The following is a 17,013-nucleotide window of genomic DNA, read 5'->3' on the forward strand; positions in this document are numbered from 1 at the left end:
GGGCCAGCTGGGGTGATGAGATCACGCCGGCTTTGCGGGGTTTGGGACAGCATCCCCAGTCACGCCGGCCTTGTCGGTGACATCGAGTCGCTGCGCTGGGCGCTGGTGGCGTATGTGCGGGCACACAAGGCGGCCAGGCGTGATCACACGATCCATCTGTTGACCGGCGAACCGCCAGCGGTGAGGGCAGCGTCGTGACCACGCTACCCGTTTACCGGGGCCCTGACGCTGTGCCGCTGATGGCCCCTTCTCTTCGCGGGAAGGCTTGCGCTGCCAAGGATTTGGTGCCGAACCATATTTTGTCGGCCCGTGACCCCCAGCGGGGCCGGGTGCGTGGCGTCACCACATACCCGGACGTGGTAGCGGTCACTGTTCACAGGCTCGGCTGCGGCGGCGTGTACCGGTTCTGGGCTGCCCCAAATGACGGTTGGCGCACGCTTGTCGATGCGGGGCGACGAGCACCGCGGGATGCTCACGCCGCTGGCTGCCCTGGGCATATGACGGGGTGCGTGTGCTAAATGTTCGCCAACGCAACAGGTTTCGATTACACGCCGCCGCTTGGGGGCTCTCGTGCATCGAGGCCAGCCGCCGCCCGAGCCGAAATCCGCGGCACCAGGCCTGCGCCGCTAAGCCAGGTGGTCACCACCAGCGATGGGGTGGCGCTGTCGGTGCGTGAGTACGGTTCGTGCACGGCGGCGCGCACAGTGGTTTTACTGCATGGCTGCTGTTTGAACCGCGTCTCGTGGAGCCTTCAGATCAGGGAACTGCTCCGCCGGTGGGGCACCGATATTCGCATCATCGCCTACGACCACCGCGGCCACGGCGATTCCGGGCAAGCGCTGATGAACACCTACACCGTTGAGCGGCTCGCCGCGGATCTCGCCGAGTTGCAGGTGGCTCTTGGGGTTAGAGGCCGGGTTTGTTTCGTGGGTCATTCTTTGGGCGGCATGACCGCGCTGGCCTACCTGGGCCGACCCGCGTGTGATCGTCCGGTCGAGCCCAAGGGGCTGGTTCTTGTCGCCACCGCTGCAGGCAGGCTCGCCGAGCGGGGGTTGGGGCGGCTGCTCGCCACACCTGCCGTCGACATTGCCTATGGTCTGGTGCGCCGGGCACCAGCGGGCTGCGATGGGGCTGTTCGGGCTGTTGCCAGGCCGATCTGGCGGCAGCTGGCACGGTGCGGGTACGGCCCCGGCGGCATGGGGAGGGCGGCGCTGGTCGAGGTTGCCGCCGGGGCGATCAACGCTACACCGCTAGCCACCAAGGCTGGTTTTCTGCGGTCTTTGCGTGGCTACGACCAGTATTCGACCCTGGCGGGCATCACCGCGAAGTGCATCGTCGTCGCTGGTGACGCCGATTTGTTGACACCGCCGTCGCACGCCCGTGATCTGGCCGCCGGAATTGGGGGCGCCACCTTGGTGCAGATCGCCGGGGCTGGGCACATGCTGCTGCAGGAAGCGCCGCAGGTGATCACCAACGCCATCGATGCTGTCATCTGGGGCAATAGCTGTGACGCGTCGCAGGGCGGGCACAACACCGCACAGCCGATGCCGGATGCCGCGGGGGCCGCATCATGACCGCGACTGCGGAGCTGCTGCCGCTGAGGCTCGAGGACACCGCCGCCGGTGAGGGCGGTGGGCCGGCTACGGCGGTGTCGTTGGCGCTACGGCCGCATCAACAGGCGGCGTTCACCGAGGCGATGCGTCATCTCGGCGAACACGATCGGGTGACGGTCGCGTTGCCGTGCGGCACCGGCAAAACCCTTCTCGGGCAACGCCTTGCCCAGTATCTGGGGCGGCATGGTCGGTCGGCAATTCTCGTGTTAGTGCCGTCAGTGGCGTTGCTGGCGCAGACGATGCGGGCCTGGGTGCGCCACAGCGCCCGGCCGCTGGCGGTGTTCGTGTTGTGCCATGACCGCAGCGTGTCCAGCACGGATTTGCATGTTCCGGTGTCGACTAGTGCGGCGGCGCTGGCGGGCTGGGTTACACGGGAGCAGCAGCAGATCCGCCGCCCGACCGATCCGCAGGTTGTGGTGTTCGCGACCTATCAGTCGAGCCCCCGCATCGCTGAAGCCCACCGCGATCACGGGTTGGCGCCGTGGCATGTGGTGGTCGCTGACGAGGCGCACTGCGCAGCAGGGCAATTCGAGGCTGCTTTCGCCACAGTGGTGCACGACAGCAAGGTTCCGGCGGCGGTGCGGATCTTTTTGACGGCCACTCCGCGGATTCGCGGCCGCTCGGCTGGCGCGTTGTGCATGGACGACCCCGGCGCGTTCGGGCCGGTGGTGGCGCCGCTGGCGGTGCGGGCGGCCATTGACGCGCGGCTGCTGTCGGACTACGTGGTGGCGGTGGTGACGGTCACCGACGCCGAGGTGCGGGCAGCAATCGGTCCACTGCAGCCGATCAACATCGGCGGCCGGGTGGTGTCGACGGATCAGGTCGCCACACAGCTGGCGGTCGCCTCGGCGGCCCGCACCTACGGACTGCGGCGAACCATGGTGTTTCACAACAGTGTTGAGGCGTCGCGGCGGTTCAGCGGCGGGCTCGCCGATACGCTGGCGCAGGCCGGCGACGAGCTCGCCGACCGGGTGGTGGCCATGCACATCGACGGCACCACGAGTGCGCGGCGGCGCGCAGAGTGTTTAGCGGTGCTGGCCGAACCTGGCGGCGACCGGTGGGCGGTGCTGTCCAATGTTCGCTGCCTGGGTGTGGGGGTCGACGTTCCCGCACTCGACGGTGTGGTGTTCGCCAGCCCCCGCAGTTCACAGATCGACATCATCCAATCTGTGGGGCGGGCGCTGCGGGTGGATCCGTCCCGCCCGGAGCCAGCGGTGATCGTATTGCCGGTGTTCCTCGAGGCCGGCGGTCCGGATGTCGCGCAGCAGGTGGCGTCCTCGAGTTTTCGGCACGTGTATCGCACGCTGTTGGCGTTGGCCGACCAGGACGCCGAGCTGGTGGCCGAGCTGCGCCGCGGTGCGCGTCGGCGCCGGCACACACCGGACTGCAGTCATGGGGGCGGTCACGTCGGTGGGGGGCGGCTGGAGGTGGTTGACGTCGGCGGCGGCCTGGCTGCGGACGCGGTGCTGGCCGCCCTGCAGGTGGAAACGTTACGGCTGCTGTCTCCGGGCTGGGATTTCGGGCTCGAACAACTGCATGCCTACGCCGAGGAGCACGGCCACACCCGCGTGCCCGCATCGTATGTGACCGAGTCGGGGTACCCGCTGGGGGCGTGGGTGCGTGGGCAGCGGCGCCGCCGCGGCCAGCTCACCGGCGAACGGATCGCCGCGCTGGATTCCACCCCCGGCTGGGTGTGGAATCTGCACGAGGCGGCCTGGGCCGACGCGTTCGACAAGCTGGCGGGCTTCGCCGGCGAGCATGGCCACACCCGCATCCCGCGCGACCACCGCTGCTATGACGGGTTTTTGCTGTTCCAGTGGGCCAGTGATCAGCGCCGCGAATACGCCGCCGGCACGCTCGACGCGCAGCGGACGGCGGCACTCGAGTCGCTGCCCGGATGGCAATGGCGGCCCGCCGGGCAACGCTGGGAGTACGGGTTCGCGCAATTGGCGGAGTTCGCCGCCGACACCGGGCAGGCCAGCCCGTCGCAAAACTACGTCACCGAGCAGGGCTACCGGCTCGGGGAGTGGGTCAGCAAGCAGCGCTACGCGCACGCGCGCGGCCAGCTCGACGCGCAGCGGACGGCGGCATTGGAGTCGCTGCCCGGATGGCAGTGGGACCTGCTGGAAGCCCGGTGGTGCGCCGGGCTGGCCGAGTTGGCCCGTTTCGCCGCCCAGCACGGTCACCTGCGTGTGCCCCGCAACTACCGCACCGCTGGCGGGGATCCACTCGGCAAATGGGTCGATAACCAGCGCAGCGCCGAGCGCGCCGGAACCCTTGCCGCGCATCGTGTTGCGGCGCTCGAAGCGCTGCCCGGCTGGAGCTGGTCAGCGCCTGCCGCGCCGGGACTCAAAGGTGCACCCCGATGACCGCCCACCACATCCATACCCAGTGCCGCTATTGCAAGACAGACCTCACCGGGTCTGTCAGAAAGGACGATCGCCATGTGTAGGAGCACAGGCAGGCGGTGCCCTGGCCGCATGGAGCAGAACGCTGCCGTGGTCCCCGATGGGCCGCCCATCGCAGTGGCCAGCCGACGCGTCGACAGCCAGCGGGACACCGCGAGGTCCGAGCGGTGAGGCCCGGGGGTAACGCGGTGCCGGCCGAGTTGGCCGGGCTGGATTGGTCGGTGATCACCTGCCAGTGCGGCCACGGTTGTTCGCGGCCCGCCCGGTATGTGGCCGAATTCCATGCGGTCGACCACTGCTGCTGCAGCGGGGTCAACGAGCTGGGCAACGTGGTGCTGATCGTGTGTGGCCACTGTCTGTCGACATTGCGGGTGTCAGCGGCGGTGTTTGCGCGGCGGCTATCGCGCTGCGGGCGCCCGGCCTGCCGGTCGTGCGGGGCACCGATCGCGATGGCCGGTGACATTTTGCGGTCGGTGAGGCCGCTGTGAGCGCGTCTGTCAGTGTTGCCGAGACGGTTACCGCTCGAGGGTTGGTGCGGCGGATCCGCTGCGGCGGTTGCTATGTCGATGTCGGCGGCCGCCTCATCGACGTCGGGACCCAAACGGTGACCACCGAAACCGTCGACGCGTTGATCGCGGCGCTACGTCTCGCCGCCGCTATGGCGGAGCCCACCCAATGAGCGTAGGCCTGCAGTTCAACGTGCCGCTGTCGTCGGCGGCTGAAGCTCGGAACCCACGCCCCGGCAGCGGCTTTCGCACGTATGGCGTTGCGGTAGGACAACTGGATTGGTTGCTTGACCGCAGCGACCCTCGAGTTGTCGCGGCGCTGGCCCACACCTGTTCGGTGTGTAACGCACCGCCAGGCGATGACTGCGGCTGGCGGGATCCACGTCACCACGCTCGATTAGCGCTCGTAGGCGGCGCTGTCATCCACCACATCCGCGTGCCGCAAACAGTGTCGTTCGGCGACCACCTACTGGTCGCGCACCGCGCAGCCCTCTTCGAGGAGGAGTGACTCATGACGCTGACGTTGACCGACCTGTTCGCCGGAGCCGGCGGTTCATCGACCGGCGCGGTGTCGGTGCCGGGCATCGAAGTCCGGGTCGCTTCCAATCACTGGAGCCTGGCCATTGAGTCACACGCGGCGAATCACCCTGAGACAGATCATATTCAAGCCGACCTATCCCAAATCGACCCCCGCCTCTTCCCACGCACCGACGCTCTGTGGGCGAGCCCGAGCTGCACGCATCATAGTTCCGCCCAGGGAAAGAAGCGCACGGATTTGCAACAGCCCGACCTGTTTGGCGACACGCTGCCCGAAGAGGCTGCAGAGCGCTCGCGGGCCACGATGTGGGACGTGGTGCGCTTCTCTGAGCACCACGAATATCAAGCGGTGATCGTAGAAAACGTCGTCGAGGTCGCGTTGTGGCGGCCATTCCGCGCGTGGCTTTCCGCAATGGATTCCATCGGCTACAACCACCGCATCCTCTACCTGAATTCCATGCATGCCCAGGTCTTCGGATCCGGCGCGCCACAGTCGCGGGATCGGATCTACATTGTGTTATGGCGCAACGGAAATCGTCCACCAGACTTGGATCGGGTGCTGCGGCCGCGGGCCGTGTGCCCCGACCATGGCGAGGTCGATTCTCGGCAGGTATGGAAGAAGCCGGTTCATTGGGGGCGGTATCGGGCGCAATACATCTATACCTGCTCCCGGACCGGATGTCATCGAGTCGTTGAGCCGTTTTACCGGCCGGCCGCGGAGGCCATCGACTGGGCGATCCAGGGCCAGCGGATCGGCGATAAGCCGTTGCGGGAGTTCAAGAACAAGACGACCGGTGAGGTGGTCTTGTCGCCGCTGGCCCCGAGGACCATGGCTCGGGTCGAAGCCGGCATCCAGAAGTATTGGGCGCCGCTATTAGTGCCGGTCGAAGGCCGCGCCGGCGAGACCGCCGCCCGCCCAGTCGCTGATTCCGCCCGCACCATGACGAGCCGCAACGAAACTGCGTTGCTGGTGCCGTGTGGTGGCACCTGGCGTGACAAGCCGACCTCTGCTCGTGAGCCGATGCCGGCCCGCACTACGCGGGAAAATGACGGGCTCGCGTTCATCGCAGAACTGCGCGGAGGGGGAAGCAAGCACCGCCCGGTCTCAGCAGCGCTATCCACCGTGACAGCGTCCGGCAACCATCACGGCCTGGTAATGACCTACTACGGCAATGGCACGAGCAGGTCAACCGACGCTGCCCTGCCGACTGTCACTGCGGTGGACCGACACGCGCTGCTGATGCGACACAACACCGCACGTGGCAACCCAGCTCAGATGATCACGCCAGTAAGCGAGTATGCCCGCACTATCACCACGCGCGGCCATCAATCGTTGCTCACCTGCGCGACTCTCGACATCAACGATGTCCTGTTCCGCATGTTGGAGCCACATGAAATCTCGGCGGCAATGGACTTCCCGCGCGGCTACATCCTCAAAGGCAACAAGCGGGCTCAGGTTCGCCAGGCCGGCGCGGCCGTAACTCCGCCGTGCTCACGGGATCTGATCGGCGTGGTGGCGGAATCGCTGGGGGTTGCGTTGTGACTGCACCACCTATGGCCTATTTCGGCGGCAAGACACGGCTCGCCGCGAAGATCGCCGCGCTGCTACCACCCCACGAGCACTACGTCGAACCATTCGCTGGCAGCCTCGCAGTGCTGCTCGCCAAACCGCCGAGCCGGATTGAAACAGTTAACGACATCGACGGCGGCCTCATGTGCTTCTGGCGCGTGCTGCGCGACCGGCCAACCGAACTCGCCCGGGTCTGCGCGCTGACGCCGCATTCACGGGCTGAGCACGCCGCGGCAGCGACATCGTTCGATGATGCTCTCGATGAGTTGGAGCGGGCACGCCGCGTCTGGGTACAGATCAGCCAGAGCCGCACCGGAACGCTGCGTAAGACCGGCTGGCGCTACTACATCGACCCATCCGGCACACATACGTCGATGCCCGGCTACCTCGAGGCCTACGTCGAGCGCATGGCCGCCGCGGCCGAGCGCCTGCACAAGGTTGGTCTCGAATGCCGCCCAGCTCTCGAGGTAATCGCGGCCTACGGGACGTTCGAGGCGGTCTGCCTCTACGTCGATCCGACGTACCTCGGTAGCACGCGGCACCGCAACTATCGATTCGAGATGACCAGCAAGTCGGAGCACACCGAGTTGCTCGAGGCTCTGCTCGGGGCCCGGGCCGCCGTCGTTGTCAGTGGCTATTCCAACGAGCTCTACGATGCCGCGCTCGGCGGATGGTGGCGAATCGAAATCCCAACCATGAGCGGACATGCACGCTGCGATCAAGCCCGCACTGAAGTCATCTGGTCTAACCGGCCGTTAGGCCACCCGTCGCTGTTCGACCTGGAGGCGGTTTAATGTCTGACCTCTACTTGTGTCCCGTCACTTTCGATGAAGCGGTTGACTTCGTCGGTTGTCATCACCGGCACCATCCGGCGCCGACCGGTCACAAGTTCAGCATCGGAGTCGCCCGCGGCGGCGAAATTGTGGGCGTCGCGATGGTCGGTCGTCCTGTGGCGCGACTTTTCGATGACGGCTGGACTCTTGAGGTGAATCGAACATGCACGAAAGGCTTGCCCCGCAATGCTAATTCGATGCTTTATGGCGCCGCGTGGCGCGCTGCCAAGGCGCTGGGCTATCGGCGACTGATCACTTACACGCTGGCGAGCGAGTCTGGTGTCTCGCTTCGCGCCGCCGGGTGGCGTGTAGTCGCCGAGCGAAAGCCTCGGAAGGGGTGGAATATGCCCGGCCGCCCACGGATCCACACCACCGAACATAACGTGCAGCGGACGCTATGGGAGGCGGTGTGATGCCTGACCAACTCACCGTCGCCGATCTCGTGGCCGCCATGGCGCGGCACAGCGGACTGTGCTTTCGCCTCCGCCCGGCACCCGGCCGCGCCGCCACGGCGGCACCATCGGTTCAAGATGCGGCCGGCTCTGTAGTACTCAATGCGCCTTTGCCCGAAACGATTTCGCCCGAGGTTACGGCCGACGAGTACCTCGAGACAATTCGCGAGCAATGGGTGAGGCCCGCCGCCCTCATCAGGAGGTCCGCATGAGCGCATCGGGCATCGAGTGGACCGAGTCGACATGGAATCCGACGACCGGCTGTGATCGGATCTCGCCCGGGTGCGATCACTGCTATGCGTTGGCGCTGGCTAAGCGTCTGAAGGCGATGGGGTCCGCGAAGTATCAGGTCGACGGCGATCCCCGCACCAGCGGACCGGGGTTCGGTGTCACCGTCCATCCCAGAGTCATGGATGAGCCGTTGTGTTGGCGAACACCACGAAGGGTGTTTGTTAACAGCATGTCGGACGTCGGACATGTGCACGTCAGCAGCGTTGCACTAGCACGGATCTGGGCGGTCATGGCGCTTACAGCGCGCCATGAGTACCAAGTTCTGACTAAGCGGCCGCGGCGGTTGGCGAAGATGCTGGCGGACCGAGATTTCGTTGCCGCGGTGGCGCGCGAGGCAACCGAGATCATCGCCAGAACACCCGCGCACCTGGGCCGGTGGCGCCTGGATTTAGGTGGCGCACGGGTGGCCGGCGACTCGGGGCGCGGCTGCAGGTGGACCATCATCAAGGCTGACCGCGACAACCTGTGGTCACCACCGTGGCCCCTTCCCAATGTTTGGGTCGGCACGTCGATCGAATCGGACGATTATTGCTGGCGAGCTGATGTTCTGCGGGCCATCCCTGCCGCTGTGCGGTTTCTCTCGCTGGAGCCGTTGCTTGGCCCGCTGACGAGCCTTGATCTCACCGGGATCGATTGGGTGATCGTGGGTGGGGAATCAGGGCCCAGAGCGCGGCCGATGGATCTTAAGTGGGCTCGCCTTCTGCGCGACCAGTGTGCTGCTGCTGGCGTGGCTTTTTACTTCAAGCAGGCCGGGTCGGTGCTTGCCCGCCAGTGGGGCTGCAGCGGCAAAGGAGCTGAGCCGTCCGACTGGCCGGAACCGTTTCCGCGGCAATTCCCCGAGGTGTCGTGATGGCCGTCAATCGACCGTTTGTCTACCTTGAATGTGGTCGCCGCAGAGTCGGCGGGGACTGGACCGGCGACAAGAATCTCAGGCGGCCTCCGCGTGTCGTGCGCGGGTACCCGCGCATTGTCGTGCGACCATCCCGGTGTGTAAATGTCCACACTCGGGAGGCCGGTAGGCGGCGGGCCGTCAGGTTGTTCACTGATCGTGGCGGCTCAATGTCGCAGCACTACGGGCTATTCCAATACCAGCGGCAGGACCAACCCATGACCGCGCATGCGATGCGTCTTGTTCTGGTCCACGAAAGCCATTGCCGCTCCGCGGTGTTCGCTTTGCAGCTTGCGCGCTCGGGCGATCAACGCTGCTCGTCGATACGCTGGGCACGGCAATTCCTTTGCGCCGCTTGCCGTATCAACCAAGAGGCCGCATCGGCATTCACCGCGTCTGGCTCATGTCGATCAGTCACCACCCAAGGGCATGGGTGCGATGACGACTTATCGCCGTTCGAGAAAGGAGCCGACCTTACTAACTGACGCGGCCGGCATCGCTGGCCGCGAGGACAGAACAACTACATAGAGGGGCTGCCATCACAGGCCAACCCCCGAAGGGGTTGGGATAGCAAGTTGTAGCGATCCCCGGAGCGCGACCTCCGGGCCTGTGAGATTCGAGCGCCAACTCGATATCTCGGTGCCCCTCGCGAACCGAAGGGACTTTCACCTTGGACGGGTGCCGGTCTCAGGGTAAGTCATACCCTGATAGCAATTCAAGAAACACGCCGCAATGGTCCCCTGGCGGCCTTTTGACCAGCGGGGACGGGCCGGTTGTGACTGTGCGGGTCGCGCGCCGGCAAGAATTCGCGGCCTGGCTTGAGCAGCATGCCGCGGTGCCGGCTGCGGTGCCGCAGTGGCTCTCGCGGCGCGTGTGGATCGCGTCGGTAATTGCGTGGGCGGATACCGAGGAGGGCCGGGCGGCGCTGCGCGCTGCACATTTGAGCGCCGCCCGATTCGCCCGAGTGGTGCGGGTGCTGGCACGTTTCGCCGACGGGGCTAGCGGACGCAATGTGGCGGTGACGAATGCGCGGATCGCCGACTCGGCCGTCGTGTGTGTGCGCATTGTGCAGACTGCACGGCGCATCCTGGCTGCCGCCGGGTGGGCCATGGAGGCTTCCCGTGGATACGGTCATGCTGGCGGCCGCCGTAACCGGCCGTCGGTGTGGCATCTGGTGAGTCGGCGCACACAGGTTTGCGCCCTTCCCTCTCGTAGTTCTTATCAGCGTGTTTGTCACGCTGGTAAGAACTCTCCAAGCGGCGCCCCTCGGCGCCGCCGGGAAAATCACTCACCAACCAAAAATCCGCGACGGGGTCGGCGCCCACAACAGACCGAGCCGCGCAACTTACACACCCAACGCTTGGCGGCGTATCTGGCCGCGCACTGCGTCGGTCTGCGCACAGCGCACCCAGGCCGCTGGTGTGATGTTTTGCAGCGCAGCCATCTTCGATTGGCCGATTGGACCGGCAACCAGCTGGTTTCGGCGATGAATGCCACGATGCGCGAGCGGGGCTGGCATTGGCCAGACCGCATCGCTAACCCGGCTGGCTTCTTGGCATTTCGGCTCGCGCAGTTGCCGGCGACCCCGGCGGTCGAGGCCTGCGGCCCGATTGCGCCGCCAGACGACTTCAAGCCGGCGGTCGTGTGTGCAAGCGCGGAAGTACGCGCTGCGGCGCTTGCGGAAATCCGAGAGATTTTGTCGCGCAGGAAGTGTGCCGCATGAGCGTCGTAGGGGTTGATCGACCCGCTGCTGTTGGTGGTGACATTGGTCGCCAACCGCCGCAGGATCTGGCGGCTGAACAGTCTGTGCTCGGCGCAATGTTGCTGAGCAAGGATGCGATCGCCGATGTCGTCGAGCGGATCCGGCCGGATGATTTTTACCGACCGAATCACCAGGTGATTTTCGATGTCATCGTGGGTCTGTACGGCCGCGGGGAACCCGCTGACGCGGTAATGGTCGCTGCCGAGCTCGATCGGCGCGGCGCGCTGGCCCGCATCGGCGGCGCACCGTATCTGCACACGTTGATCGCGTTGGTTCCCACGGCGGCTAACGCGGGGTACTACGCCGGAATTGTCGCTGAGAAGGCAATACTGCGGCGGCTGGTGGAAGCCGGAACCCGGGTCGTGCAGTACGGCTATGCCGGCGCGGAGGGCGCCGAGGTCAGCGAGGTTGTCGATCGCGCCCAGGCCGAGATCTACGGCGTAACCGAGCAGCGGCTCAGCGAGGACTACGTCGCGGTGGGCGATCTGCTGCAGTCGACGCTCGACGACATTGATGCGTTGTCCAGCCAGGGCGCCCTCAACGTTGGCGTGCCTACCGGTTTCGTCGAGCTCGACGAACTCACCCAGGGGCTGCATCCGGGCCAGTTGGTGGTGGTGGCCGCGCGGCCCGGGGTGGGCAAGGCCTTGGCGTTGGACACGGCGCTGCCGACACCGGCGGGCTGGACCACCATGGGCGACGTCAGGGTGGGCCAGCAGCTGCTCGGTGCCGACGGTCAGCCGACACGGGTGGTTGCCGCCACCGGTGTGATGCTGGGGCGGCCCTGCTTTGACATCACCTTCGGTGACGGCACGGTCATTACCGCCGACGCTGAACATCAGTGGCCCACGACCGCCGGGTTACGCACCAGCAGTCAGCTGCGGCCTGGCGATCGTGTGCGGGCGGCCGCGGCCGTGGAACTGCCGCCGGCCGCGGCCTTGGCGGTATCGCCATATGCGGTGGGGCGCTGGCTGGGCGGAGAAACCACAGCCTCGGGCGCGGTCAGCAATTACACGGTGTGGCACTACCTGCGCGGCTCACTGGCTCAGCGTCGTGACATGTTGCGCGGATTGCTGGACGCCAGCGGCGCTGATCGCAGGGGGCGCGCCGGCGACGGGTTCTCGATCGCACCAAGGTGGCGTGCTCCCCAAGACCGGACACTGGCAATCGATTTACTCGGATCACTGGGCTATGTCGTCGCGCGAGGACGGTTGGGCGAGCGCATCGACGTCGTTGGCGGCGCCCACGAGATCGTCGCCGTGGAAGCCCGCCATCCGGTGCCGGTGCGCTGCGTGCAGGTCGACAACGCCAACCACCTGTATCTGGTGGGACGGGCCATGGTGCCTACCCATAACTCGACTCTGGCCTTGGATCTGCTGCGGTCCTGCTCGATTAAGCACCGCCGCGCCGCCGTGATCTTCTCGCTGGAAATGAGCAAGTCCGAGATCGTGATGCGGCTGCTGTCCGCGGAGGCCAAGATCAAACTGGCCAATCTGCGGTCGGGGCATCTCAGCGACAACGACTGGGTGACTCTGGCGCGGCTGATGGGCGAAATCTCCGATGCGCCACTGTATATCGACGACTCGGCCAACCTCACGATGATGGAGATCCGCGCCAAGGCCCGTCGGCTCAAGCAGAAGGCCGACCTGTCACTGATCGTCGTCGACTATCTGCAATTGATGACCTCGGGCCGCCGTTACGAATCGCGCCAACAGGAAGTGTCGGATTTGTCGCGCTGCCTGAAGCTGCTCGCCAAAGAGCTCGAGGTGCCAGTGGTGGCGCTCAGCCAGCTCAACCGCGGCCCAGAGCAACGCACCGATAAACGTCCGCAGCTATCTGACCTGCGTGAAAGCGGCGCGATCGAGCAGGATAGCGACGTCGTGATCCTGATTCACCGGCCGGATCTGGTCGACCCGAACGATCCCCGCAGCGGCGAGGCCGACCTGATCGTGGCCAAACACCGCAACGGGCCCACCCGCCGAATTACGTTGGCCCACCAATTGCACCTGTCGCGGTTCGCCAACATGGCTAACCCCTCAACCTCTGTACCTTTTTAGGCTGAGGGCATACGATGGGGATTACGATTTCCGGCGCGAGCCAAAGGTTGCTCAAATTGGTTGAATCACAAAAGCGTCGGCGCTCTGCGGCTGAACGGCGCCGCTACGCCGAGAACCGGGCGCAACGCACCGCCGGCGGCGACAAGCAGCGCACCCCATGGTCAATCGACGACGCGCGCGCCGCGCTCGACGAGTCGCTGACGGTGACCGAGGCCGCGCTGGCCGTGGGCCGCACCGCAGTCGCGGTAGAGCGGCTGCGGGCCAAGTGGCGTGCCGGACGCTTGCCGGCCGGCTTGGTCAACCAAGTGCCGCCGCCGGCCCGAACAACCCAACGCAACACGAGGAGCCGAGGATGAGCACCTATCTGATCACCGAGGATGGTCGCCGGTGGCTGCTCGAGCAGGGCGACGACGTCGACGACGTGGTCACGTTTCTGATCGAAACTCGCGCCACCACGGCGTCATCGCCGATAGTCGCGCTCTCACGCCAGCAGGTTGTCGCACGTATCGGCCGAGGCATCCCCACCGACTTTCCCGACGCGGACGTCCTGATCGGCGACCCTGATCAGGGAGCCACCCGTGGCTGGTGGGAGGCCACCGTGCAGCGCTGGCTCGGAAAGGCCACCGAACCCGCAGCCACCATCACAGAGACCGCGGAGCCGGCGGCCGACGACGAGCAGGCATCCCCGGGATGGCCGCGGCGCTCACGCCAGTGGGACGACGTCGACTTCTCCGCAGCCGACCGGCGCGCGCTCATCGCCACCAGTCAGGGCATCGTCACCCCTGCCGGCCTGGTGATCTCACGCCCACTCAGCCAGGGCAGCGACCTGGGCAAGCTCGCCGCGAACTACCAGTGGGCACACAAGCCCGACGATTGCGCACCGCAAATCTGGATCACCCCAGAAGCATTGGATGCCATAGGTTTTCCCATCGACGGGCTGACCGAGGACACACTGGCCGACACCGTCGAAAAGTTCTTCAGCGCCACCATCAAGTACCACAAATCAGGTTTCTTCACCTGCCAATGGCCCGGCGCTGACGACGCCGAGATTCGCCATGAGGCCGACGTCGTGCTGATGCCCTTCACCCACCTCGACCCCTCCCCGTCGCGTCCGGAGGACCGAGGCGTGATCGGCATCGCAGGCACTCCCACCGAACTGCCCGACGACGAGATCGAGGCCGCGCACCTGCTCGCCGATCGCATCGAATGGCTACACAGCATCGAAGGGGCACTACCCGCACCCCGCTGGTCACGGGTGGGCGTACAAATCGCCGAGGCATGGATGAAACGGGCCCGCCCCAAGCCCAAGAACTCCCGCACAGCGCCCCCACTGCTGCCGAGCCCGCTGCCGGCCGAGATCGCCCCGAACGGCAGGTTTCCGTCTCCGTGGTGGAACCCCGACAGCTGGAGACGACGCCACCGCTCACTCGGCGAAGGCATCGACGTTGAGCTCGACCAGCAGGCCGCCTACCTGCCCTCGGCCGAGGGACTCTACCTCGGCTACGGAAAACCAGCATGGATGCGGCCGGATCCGGGCGTATTCAACCAGCAACGCCCACCGTTCGGGATGTTTAAGGTCAGCGTGCCCGCCGGCGACGACCTCGACGGGCTGCACCGCCGCCTGCCCGTCCCGCACCCCGGAATGTCCTGGAAAAAGCCCACCACCTTCTGGGCCACCACTGTCGATGTCCAGCAGCTCATCGCACCCACCGAGAACGGCGGCGCCGGCATCGCCGTCGCTGAGCTCCAGATCGAGGCGGCCTGGGTATGGCCCGAACAGCACCAATGGCTCAAAGGGTGGGCAGGGGCGCTGCGGGCCAAGCTGGCCGCCGCACGCCTGCAGGGCCGCGACGACTACGAGGAAATGATCAAGGCCATCTACACCAGCTACCTTGGTCGGCTCGCCGCGGTCGGGCCCGGCGCGTGGAAGTACCCGTACCTGCACCATCAGCAGCCGGCCTGGTACGCGGCGATCGAGGGCCTGACCCGCTGGCGCGCCCTGCGCTACGCCACCCGAATCGCCCGGGAACACGACCTATATCCCAACGAATGCTTGAACGACGCCTGGTTCTATCGCGTCCCCGCCGACACAGACACCAGCGTCCTCGAGGACCCGCTTCGCGATGACGGTACCCGCGCCAACGGCTCCTATCGGATCAAGGCCACCACTGCGGCAACACCGGCATGAGATTCGCCCGCATGGCCCAGACCGGGCCCGAACAGCCTCCCGAACAGCCTGTGGGGGAAGGGTTTCGGGCCGCCATGGACGCGTTGACCGAACGCCGCTACCGCGAGATGCGAGGAGCGTGGGCCCGAGCGCCCGAGCGACTGCGCCGCGCCGAAGCCGCACGCCGCGCCCGCAACGAGATGGCCCGCCGCGTCGCCCAACACACCGGCCGGCCGCGGGTCTCCGCGCGCACCATCGCCCGCCGGGCACGCCATGACGCAATGCCACCCGGCGTCGAACGCATGTGGCTCGAGCGCTGGGCCGCCATCGACCGCGCCGGCGGAATCCGGGCCATGGCCCGCCAAGTCGGCACCACCCCTCAGCGGGTAACCTCCTGGCGCGACTCTCCCCGGCCCGAAGCCCCGCTGCCGACACCGCCGCCGCCAGAACGGCTGCCAGTGGAGGCGCAAACCGTCGGCGTGGAAACCCAGGGCGTTGTCATCATCAACGGCAAGGCCTATCCAAAACGAATCCCCGAAGGCAGCGGAGCCGAACAGGCAGAGCTCGAAATTCAGCCAGACAGCGGCATAATGGAAGCCTGGCTGGCCGAGGACACCGAAACACTCTACGAACTGCTCAGCGACCAAATTGTCATGCAGATCATCGTCCCGCGCTGGAACCTGCCCCCGACCTACAGCATCGACTACCAAATCGAGGAACTGCGAAAGTTCGTGCCAGGCCTATGACCGGGGCCAAATGCGATTCGTTATGTGCGCATTATCCAATGTCCATGCGCCAGACGGGGATCCGGCAGGGAGTCCGCCCCGGCTGCACTCACTCATCAGTTAGCGAGCCGAGATTGCCGGGCGTGGTGAATTGCGACAGCGCATCGCGATACTGGGCGATCACACTCATCAGCCTTTCTGACGTGGCCTGAAACCCCGTGGCGGCCTGGCGGTAACGCTCGGCAGACACCTGGTAACCCTCGGCGGCCATTCGGTATCCATCGGCTGCGCCGGCCATCTCCACGGCCGATACGCGATGCTGGTCAACGGCCTCCAAAAGCATTGCATGCGCGGCCATCATCAGCCGGGCAGCCTCGTTTGCTGCAACGACTTGCGCCCGCAAATCGTCGTTTTCAGCCCGCAGAACGCGTAACTCAGCGTCCAGCGACGCGTCGCCGGCGTGATCGCCCCCGACCGGCAATACCCTGGCTGGACCAGACGTCGAGGTGAGTTGGTCGAGGTAGACATACCATCGTCGCTGTTTGGGCCCCAGGTGCGCCCCTCCCTCGATGTCGCCGGCTTGGATCATTCGACGGACTGTTCGCACGTCTCGGCGCAGCATGCGGGCGGCTTCGCGGGCGCTCACGACGGCACGGCCTGGCTGAGGCCGATTCTCAATCGCCATCCGCATTAAATCCTTCGCACCGGCTGATGATGAAGATCGTAGCCGAGGATCGCCGTATCGACTGGCAGTGACCAGCTGCAATGCGCCGTTAAAGAGCATTACATGCCCACTAAGTGGACAACACGCCGCACGCGGGTACCCGCACGGTAGGCACGTGCCACCTATGATCATCATGAACGTCCACTAAAAGGACATCACAGCAGCTAGACCAGCAGAATCGGGATCATCAGCACGAGAGGGATCAGGATGAACAAACGGCAGGAGCTCAGCCCAGAAGGTTCGGCGCCGGCGGCCAAGAAGCGTCGCAGCGGCTCCGAAAACCGCCAGCGGAACCACCAGGTAAAGCTGAGCCTGCTCGGTATCGAGCACGCACGCCTCCAGCAGCTCGCTCGCGACGCTGGTCTGCCTAACATTCAGCAATACATCCTGCACCGACTCGAGCCCAGTTGAGTCCCGCATAGTGGTGTAGCGCGGTTGCTGGGTTCGTCATCGTGTCGGTGATGGACGTAAAGCGGCCACCG

Annotated in this window: 16 protein-coding genes; 14 read left to right on the forward strand and 2 right to left on the reverse strand. The window is 66.0% G+C overall.

Going from position 1 to position 17,013, the window contains the following annotated elements; all coding sequences use genetic code 11:
* Positions 1–15 precede the first annotated feature (15 nt).
* The 14 genes from AWC14_RS27920 (at position 16) to AWC14_RS02295 (ending at position 15,828) form a co-directional block, all read left to right on the forward strand.
* Positions 16–198, forward strand: coding sequence for a hypothetical protein (locus AWC14_RS27920; RefSeq protein WP_048892241.1), 183 nt, complete (start codon positions 16–18; stop codon positions 196–198).
* 437 nt (positions 199–635) lie between these two features.
* Complete coding sequence (locus AWC14_RS02235) at positions 636–1,574, forward strand: alpha/beta fold hydrolase (protein WP_052425568.1); 939 nt, start codon at positions 636–638, stop codon at positions 1,572–1,574.
* Positions 1,571–3,982 (forward strand): DEAD/DEAH box helicase, encoded by a 2,412-nt coding sequence (locus AWC14_RS02240; protein WP_045377867.1) that lies wholly within the window; start codon positions 1,571–1,573, stop codon positions 3,980–3,982. Before AWC14_RS02235 ends, AWC14_RS02240 begins: the two co-directional genes overlap by 4 nt.
* 206 nt (positions 3,983–4,188) lie before the next feature.
* Positions 4,189–4,509: a hypothetical protein gene (locus tag AWC14_RS02245; RefSeq protein WP_045377864.1), complete on the forward strand. Its 321-nt coding sequence runs from the start codon at positions 4,189–4,191 to the stop codon at positions 4,507–4,509.
* Positions 4,506–4,700: a hypothetical protein gene (locus AWC14_RS27925; protein ID WP_084029025.1), complete on the forward strand. Its 195-nt coding sequence runs from the start codon at positions 4,506–4,508 to the stop codon at positions 4,698–4,700. Before AWC14_RS02245 ends, AWC14_RS27925 begins: the two co-directional genes overlap by 4 nt.
* 338 nt (positions 4,701–5,038) lie before the next feature.
* On the forward strand, positions 5,039–6,607 hold the full coding sequence (locus tag AWC14_RS02250; RefSeq protein WP_045377861.1) for a DNA cytosine methyltransferase: 1,569 nt from the start codon (positions 5,039–5,041) through the stop codon (positions 6,605–6,607).
* A complete protein-coding gene (locus AWC14_RS02255; protein ID WP_235215883.1) occupies positions 6,604–7,428 on the forward strand; it encodes a DNA adenine methylase in 825 nt (274 codons plus the stop codon). Before AWC14_RS02250 ends, AWC14_RS02255 begins: the two co-directional genes overlap by 4 nt.
* Positions 7,428–7,880 carry an XF1762 family protein gene (locus AWC14_RS02260; RefSeq protein WP_045377855.1) on the forward strand — a complete coding sequence of 151 codons (453 nt, stop codon included), beginning with the start codon at positions 7,428–7,430 and terminating at the stop codon, positions 7,878–7,880. The genes AWC14_RS02255 and AWC14_RS02260 overlap by 1 nt, the downstream gene beginning before the upstream one ends.
* Before the next feature lie 247 nt (positions 7,881–8,127).
* Positions 8,128–9,060, forward strand: coding sequence for a DUF5131 family protein (locus AWC14_RS02270; protein ID WP_052425566.1), 933 nt, complete (start codon positions 8,128–8,130; stop codon positions 9,058–9,060).
* A gap of 1,399 nt (positions 9,061–10,459) precedes the next feature.
* Positions 10,460–10,822, forward strand: a complete 363-nt coding sequence (locus tag AWC14_RS02275) for a hypothetical protein (RefSeq protein WP_139800161.1) — start codon at positions 10,460–10,462, stop codon at positions 10,820–10,822.
* The gene (dnaB, locus tag AWC14_RS02280; protein ID WP_045377847.1) at positions 10,819–12,915 is read left to right on the forward strand and encodes a replicative DNA helicase; all 2,097 of its coding nucleotides are present in this window, start codon (positions 10,819–10,821) and stop codon (positions 12,913–12,915) included. The genes AWC14_RS02275 and dnaB overlap by 4 nt, the downstream gene beginning before the upstream one ends.
* 56 nt (positions 12,916–12,971) lie before the next feature.
* Positions 12,972–13,271 (forward strand): hypothetical protein, encoded by a 300-nt coding sequence (locus AWC14_RS02285; RefSeq protein WP_045377907.1) that lies wholly within the window; start codon positions 12,972–12,974, stop codon positions 13,269–13,271.
* Positions 13,268–15,103, forward strand: coding sequence for a hypothetical protein (locus tag AWC14_RS02290; protein ID WP_045377845.1), 1,836 nt, complete (start codon positions 13,268–13,270; stop codon positions 15,101–15,103). Before AWC14_RS02285 ends, AWC14_RS02290 begins: the two co-directional genes overlap by 4 nt.
* Positions 15,104–15,114: 11 nt before the next feature.
* Positions 15,115–15,828 (forward strand): hypothetical protein, encoded by a 714-nt coding sequence (locus tag AWC14_RS02295; protein ID WP_235434837.1) that lies wholly within the window; start codon positions 15,115–15,117, stop codon positions 15,826–15,828.
* Between the two features lie 88 nt (positions 15,829–15,916).
* Here the strand turns inward: AWC14_RS02295 and AWC14_RS02300 are convergent, their stop codons facing one another.
* Together AWC14_RS02300 and AWC14_RS02305 are read right to left on the reverse strand one after the other, a co-directional pair.
* The gene (locus AWC14_RS02300; protein ID WP_112650133.1) at positions 15,917–16,498 is read right to left on the reverse strand and encodes a helix-turn-helix domain-containing protein; all 582 of its coding nucleotides are present in this window, start codon (positions 16,496–16,498) and stop codon (positions 15,917–15,919) included.
* Between the two features lie 177 nt (positions 16,499–16,675).
* Positions 16,676–16,924, reverse strand: coding sequence for a hypothetical protein (locus AWC14_RS02305; RefSeq protein ID WP_139800162.1), 249 nt, complete (start codon positions 16,922–16,924; stop codon positions 16,676–16,678).
* Between the last annotated feature and the right edge of the window lie 89 nt (positions 16,925–17,013).

The sequence above is a fragment of the Mycobacterium kyorinense genome (assembly GCF_002101735.1).
GTDB lineage: Bacteria > Actinomycetota > Actinomycetes > Mycobacteriales > Mycobacteriaceae > Mycobacterium > Mycobacterium kyorinense.

Coding starts and splice junctions, on each gene's coding strand:
- AWC14_RS27920 (WP_048892241.1), top strand. CDS start 16: ATGAGATCACGCCGGCTTTGCGGGGTTTGGGACAGCATCCCCAGTCAC.
- AWC14_RS02240 (WP_045377867.1), top strand. CDS start 1,571: ATGACCGCGACTGCGGAGCTGCTGCCGCTGAGGCTCGAGGACACCGCC.
- AWC14_RS02250 (WP_045377861.1), top strand. CDS start 5,039: ATGACGCTGACGTTGACCGACCTGTTCGCCGGAGCCGGCGGTTCATCG.
- AWC14_RS02260 (WP_045377855.1), top strand. CDS start 7,428: ATGTCTGACCTCTACTTGTGTCCCGTCACTTTCGATGAAGCGGTTGAC.
- AWC14_RS02270 (WP_052425566.1), top strand. CDS start 8,128: ATGAGCGCATCGGGCATCGAGTGGACCGAGTCGACATGGAATCCGACG.
- dnaB (WP_045377847.1), top strand. CDS start 10,819: ATGAGCGTCGTAGGGGTTGATCGACCCGCTGCTGTTGGTGGTGACATT.
- AWC14_RS02290 (WP_045377845.1), top strand. CDS start 13,268: ATGAGCACCTATCTGATCACCGAGGATGGTCGCCGGTGGCTGCTCGAG.
- AWC14_RS02295 (WP_235434837.1), top strand. CDS start 15,115: ATGGCCCAGACCGGGCCCGAACAGCCTCCCGAACAGCCTGTGGGGGAA.
- AWC14_RS02300 (WP_112650133.1), bottom strand. CDS start 16,498: ATGCGGATGGCGATTGAGAATCGGCCTCAGCCAGGCCGTGCCGTCGTG.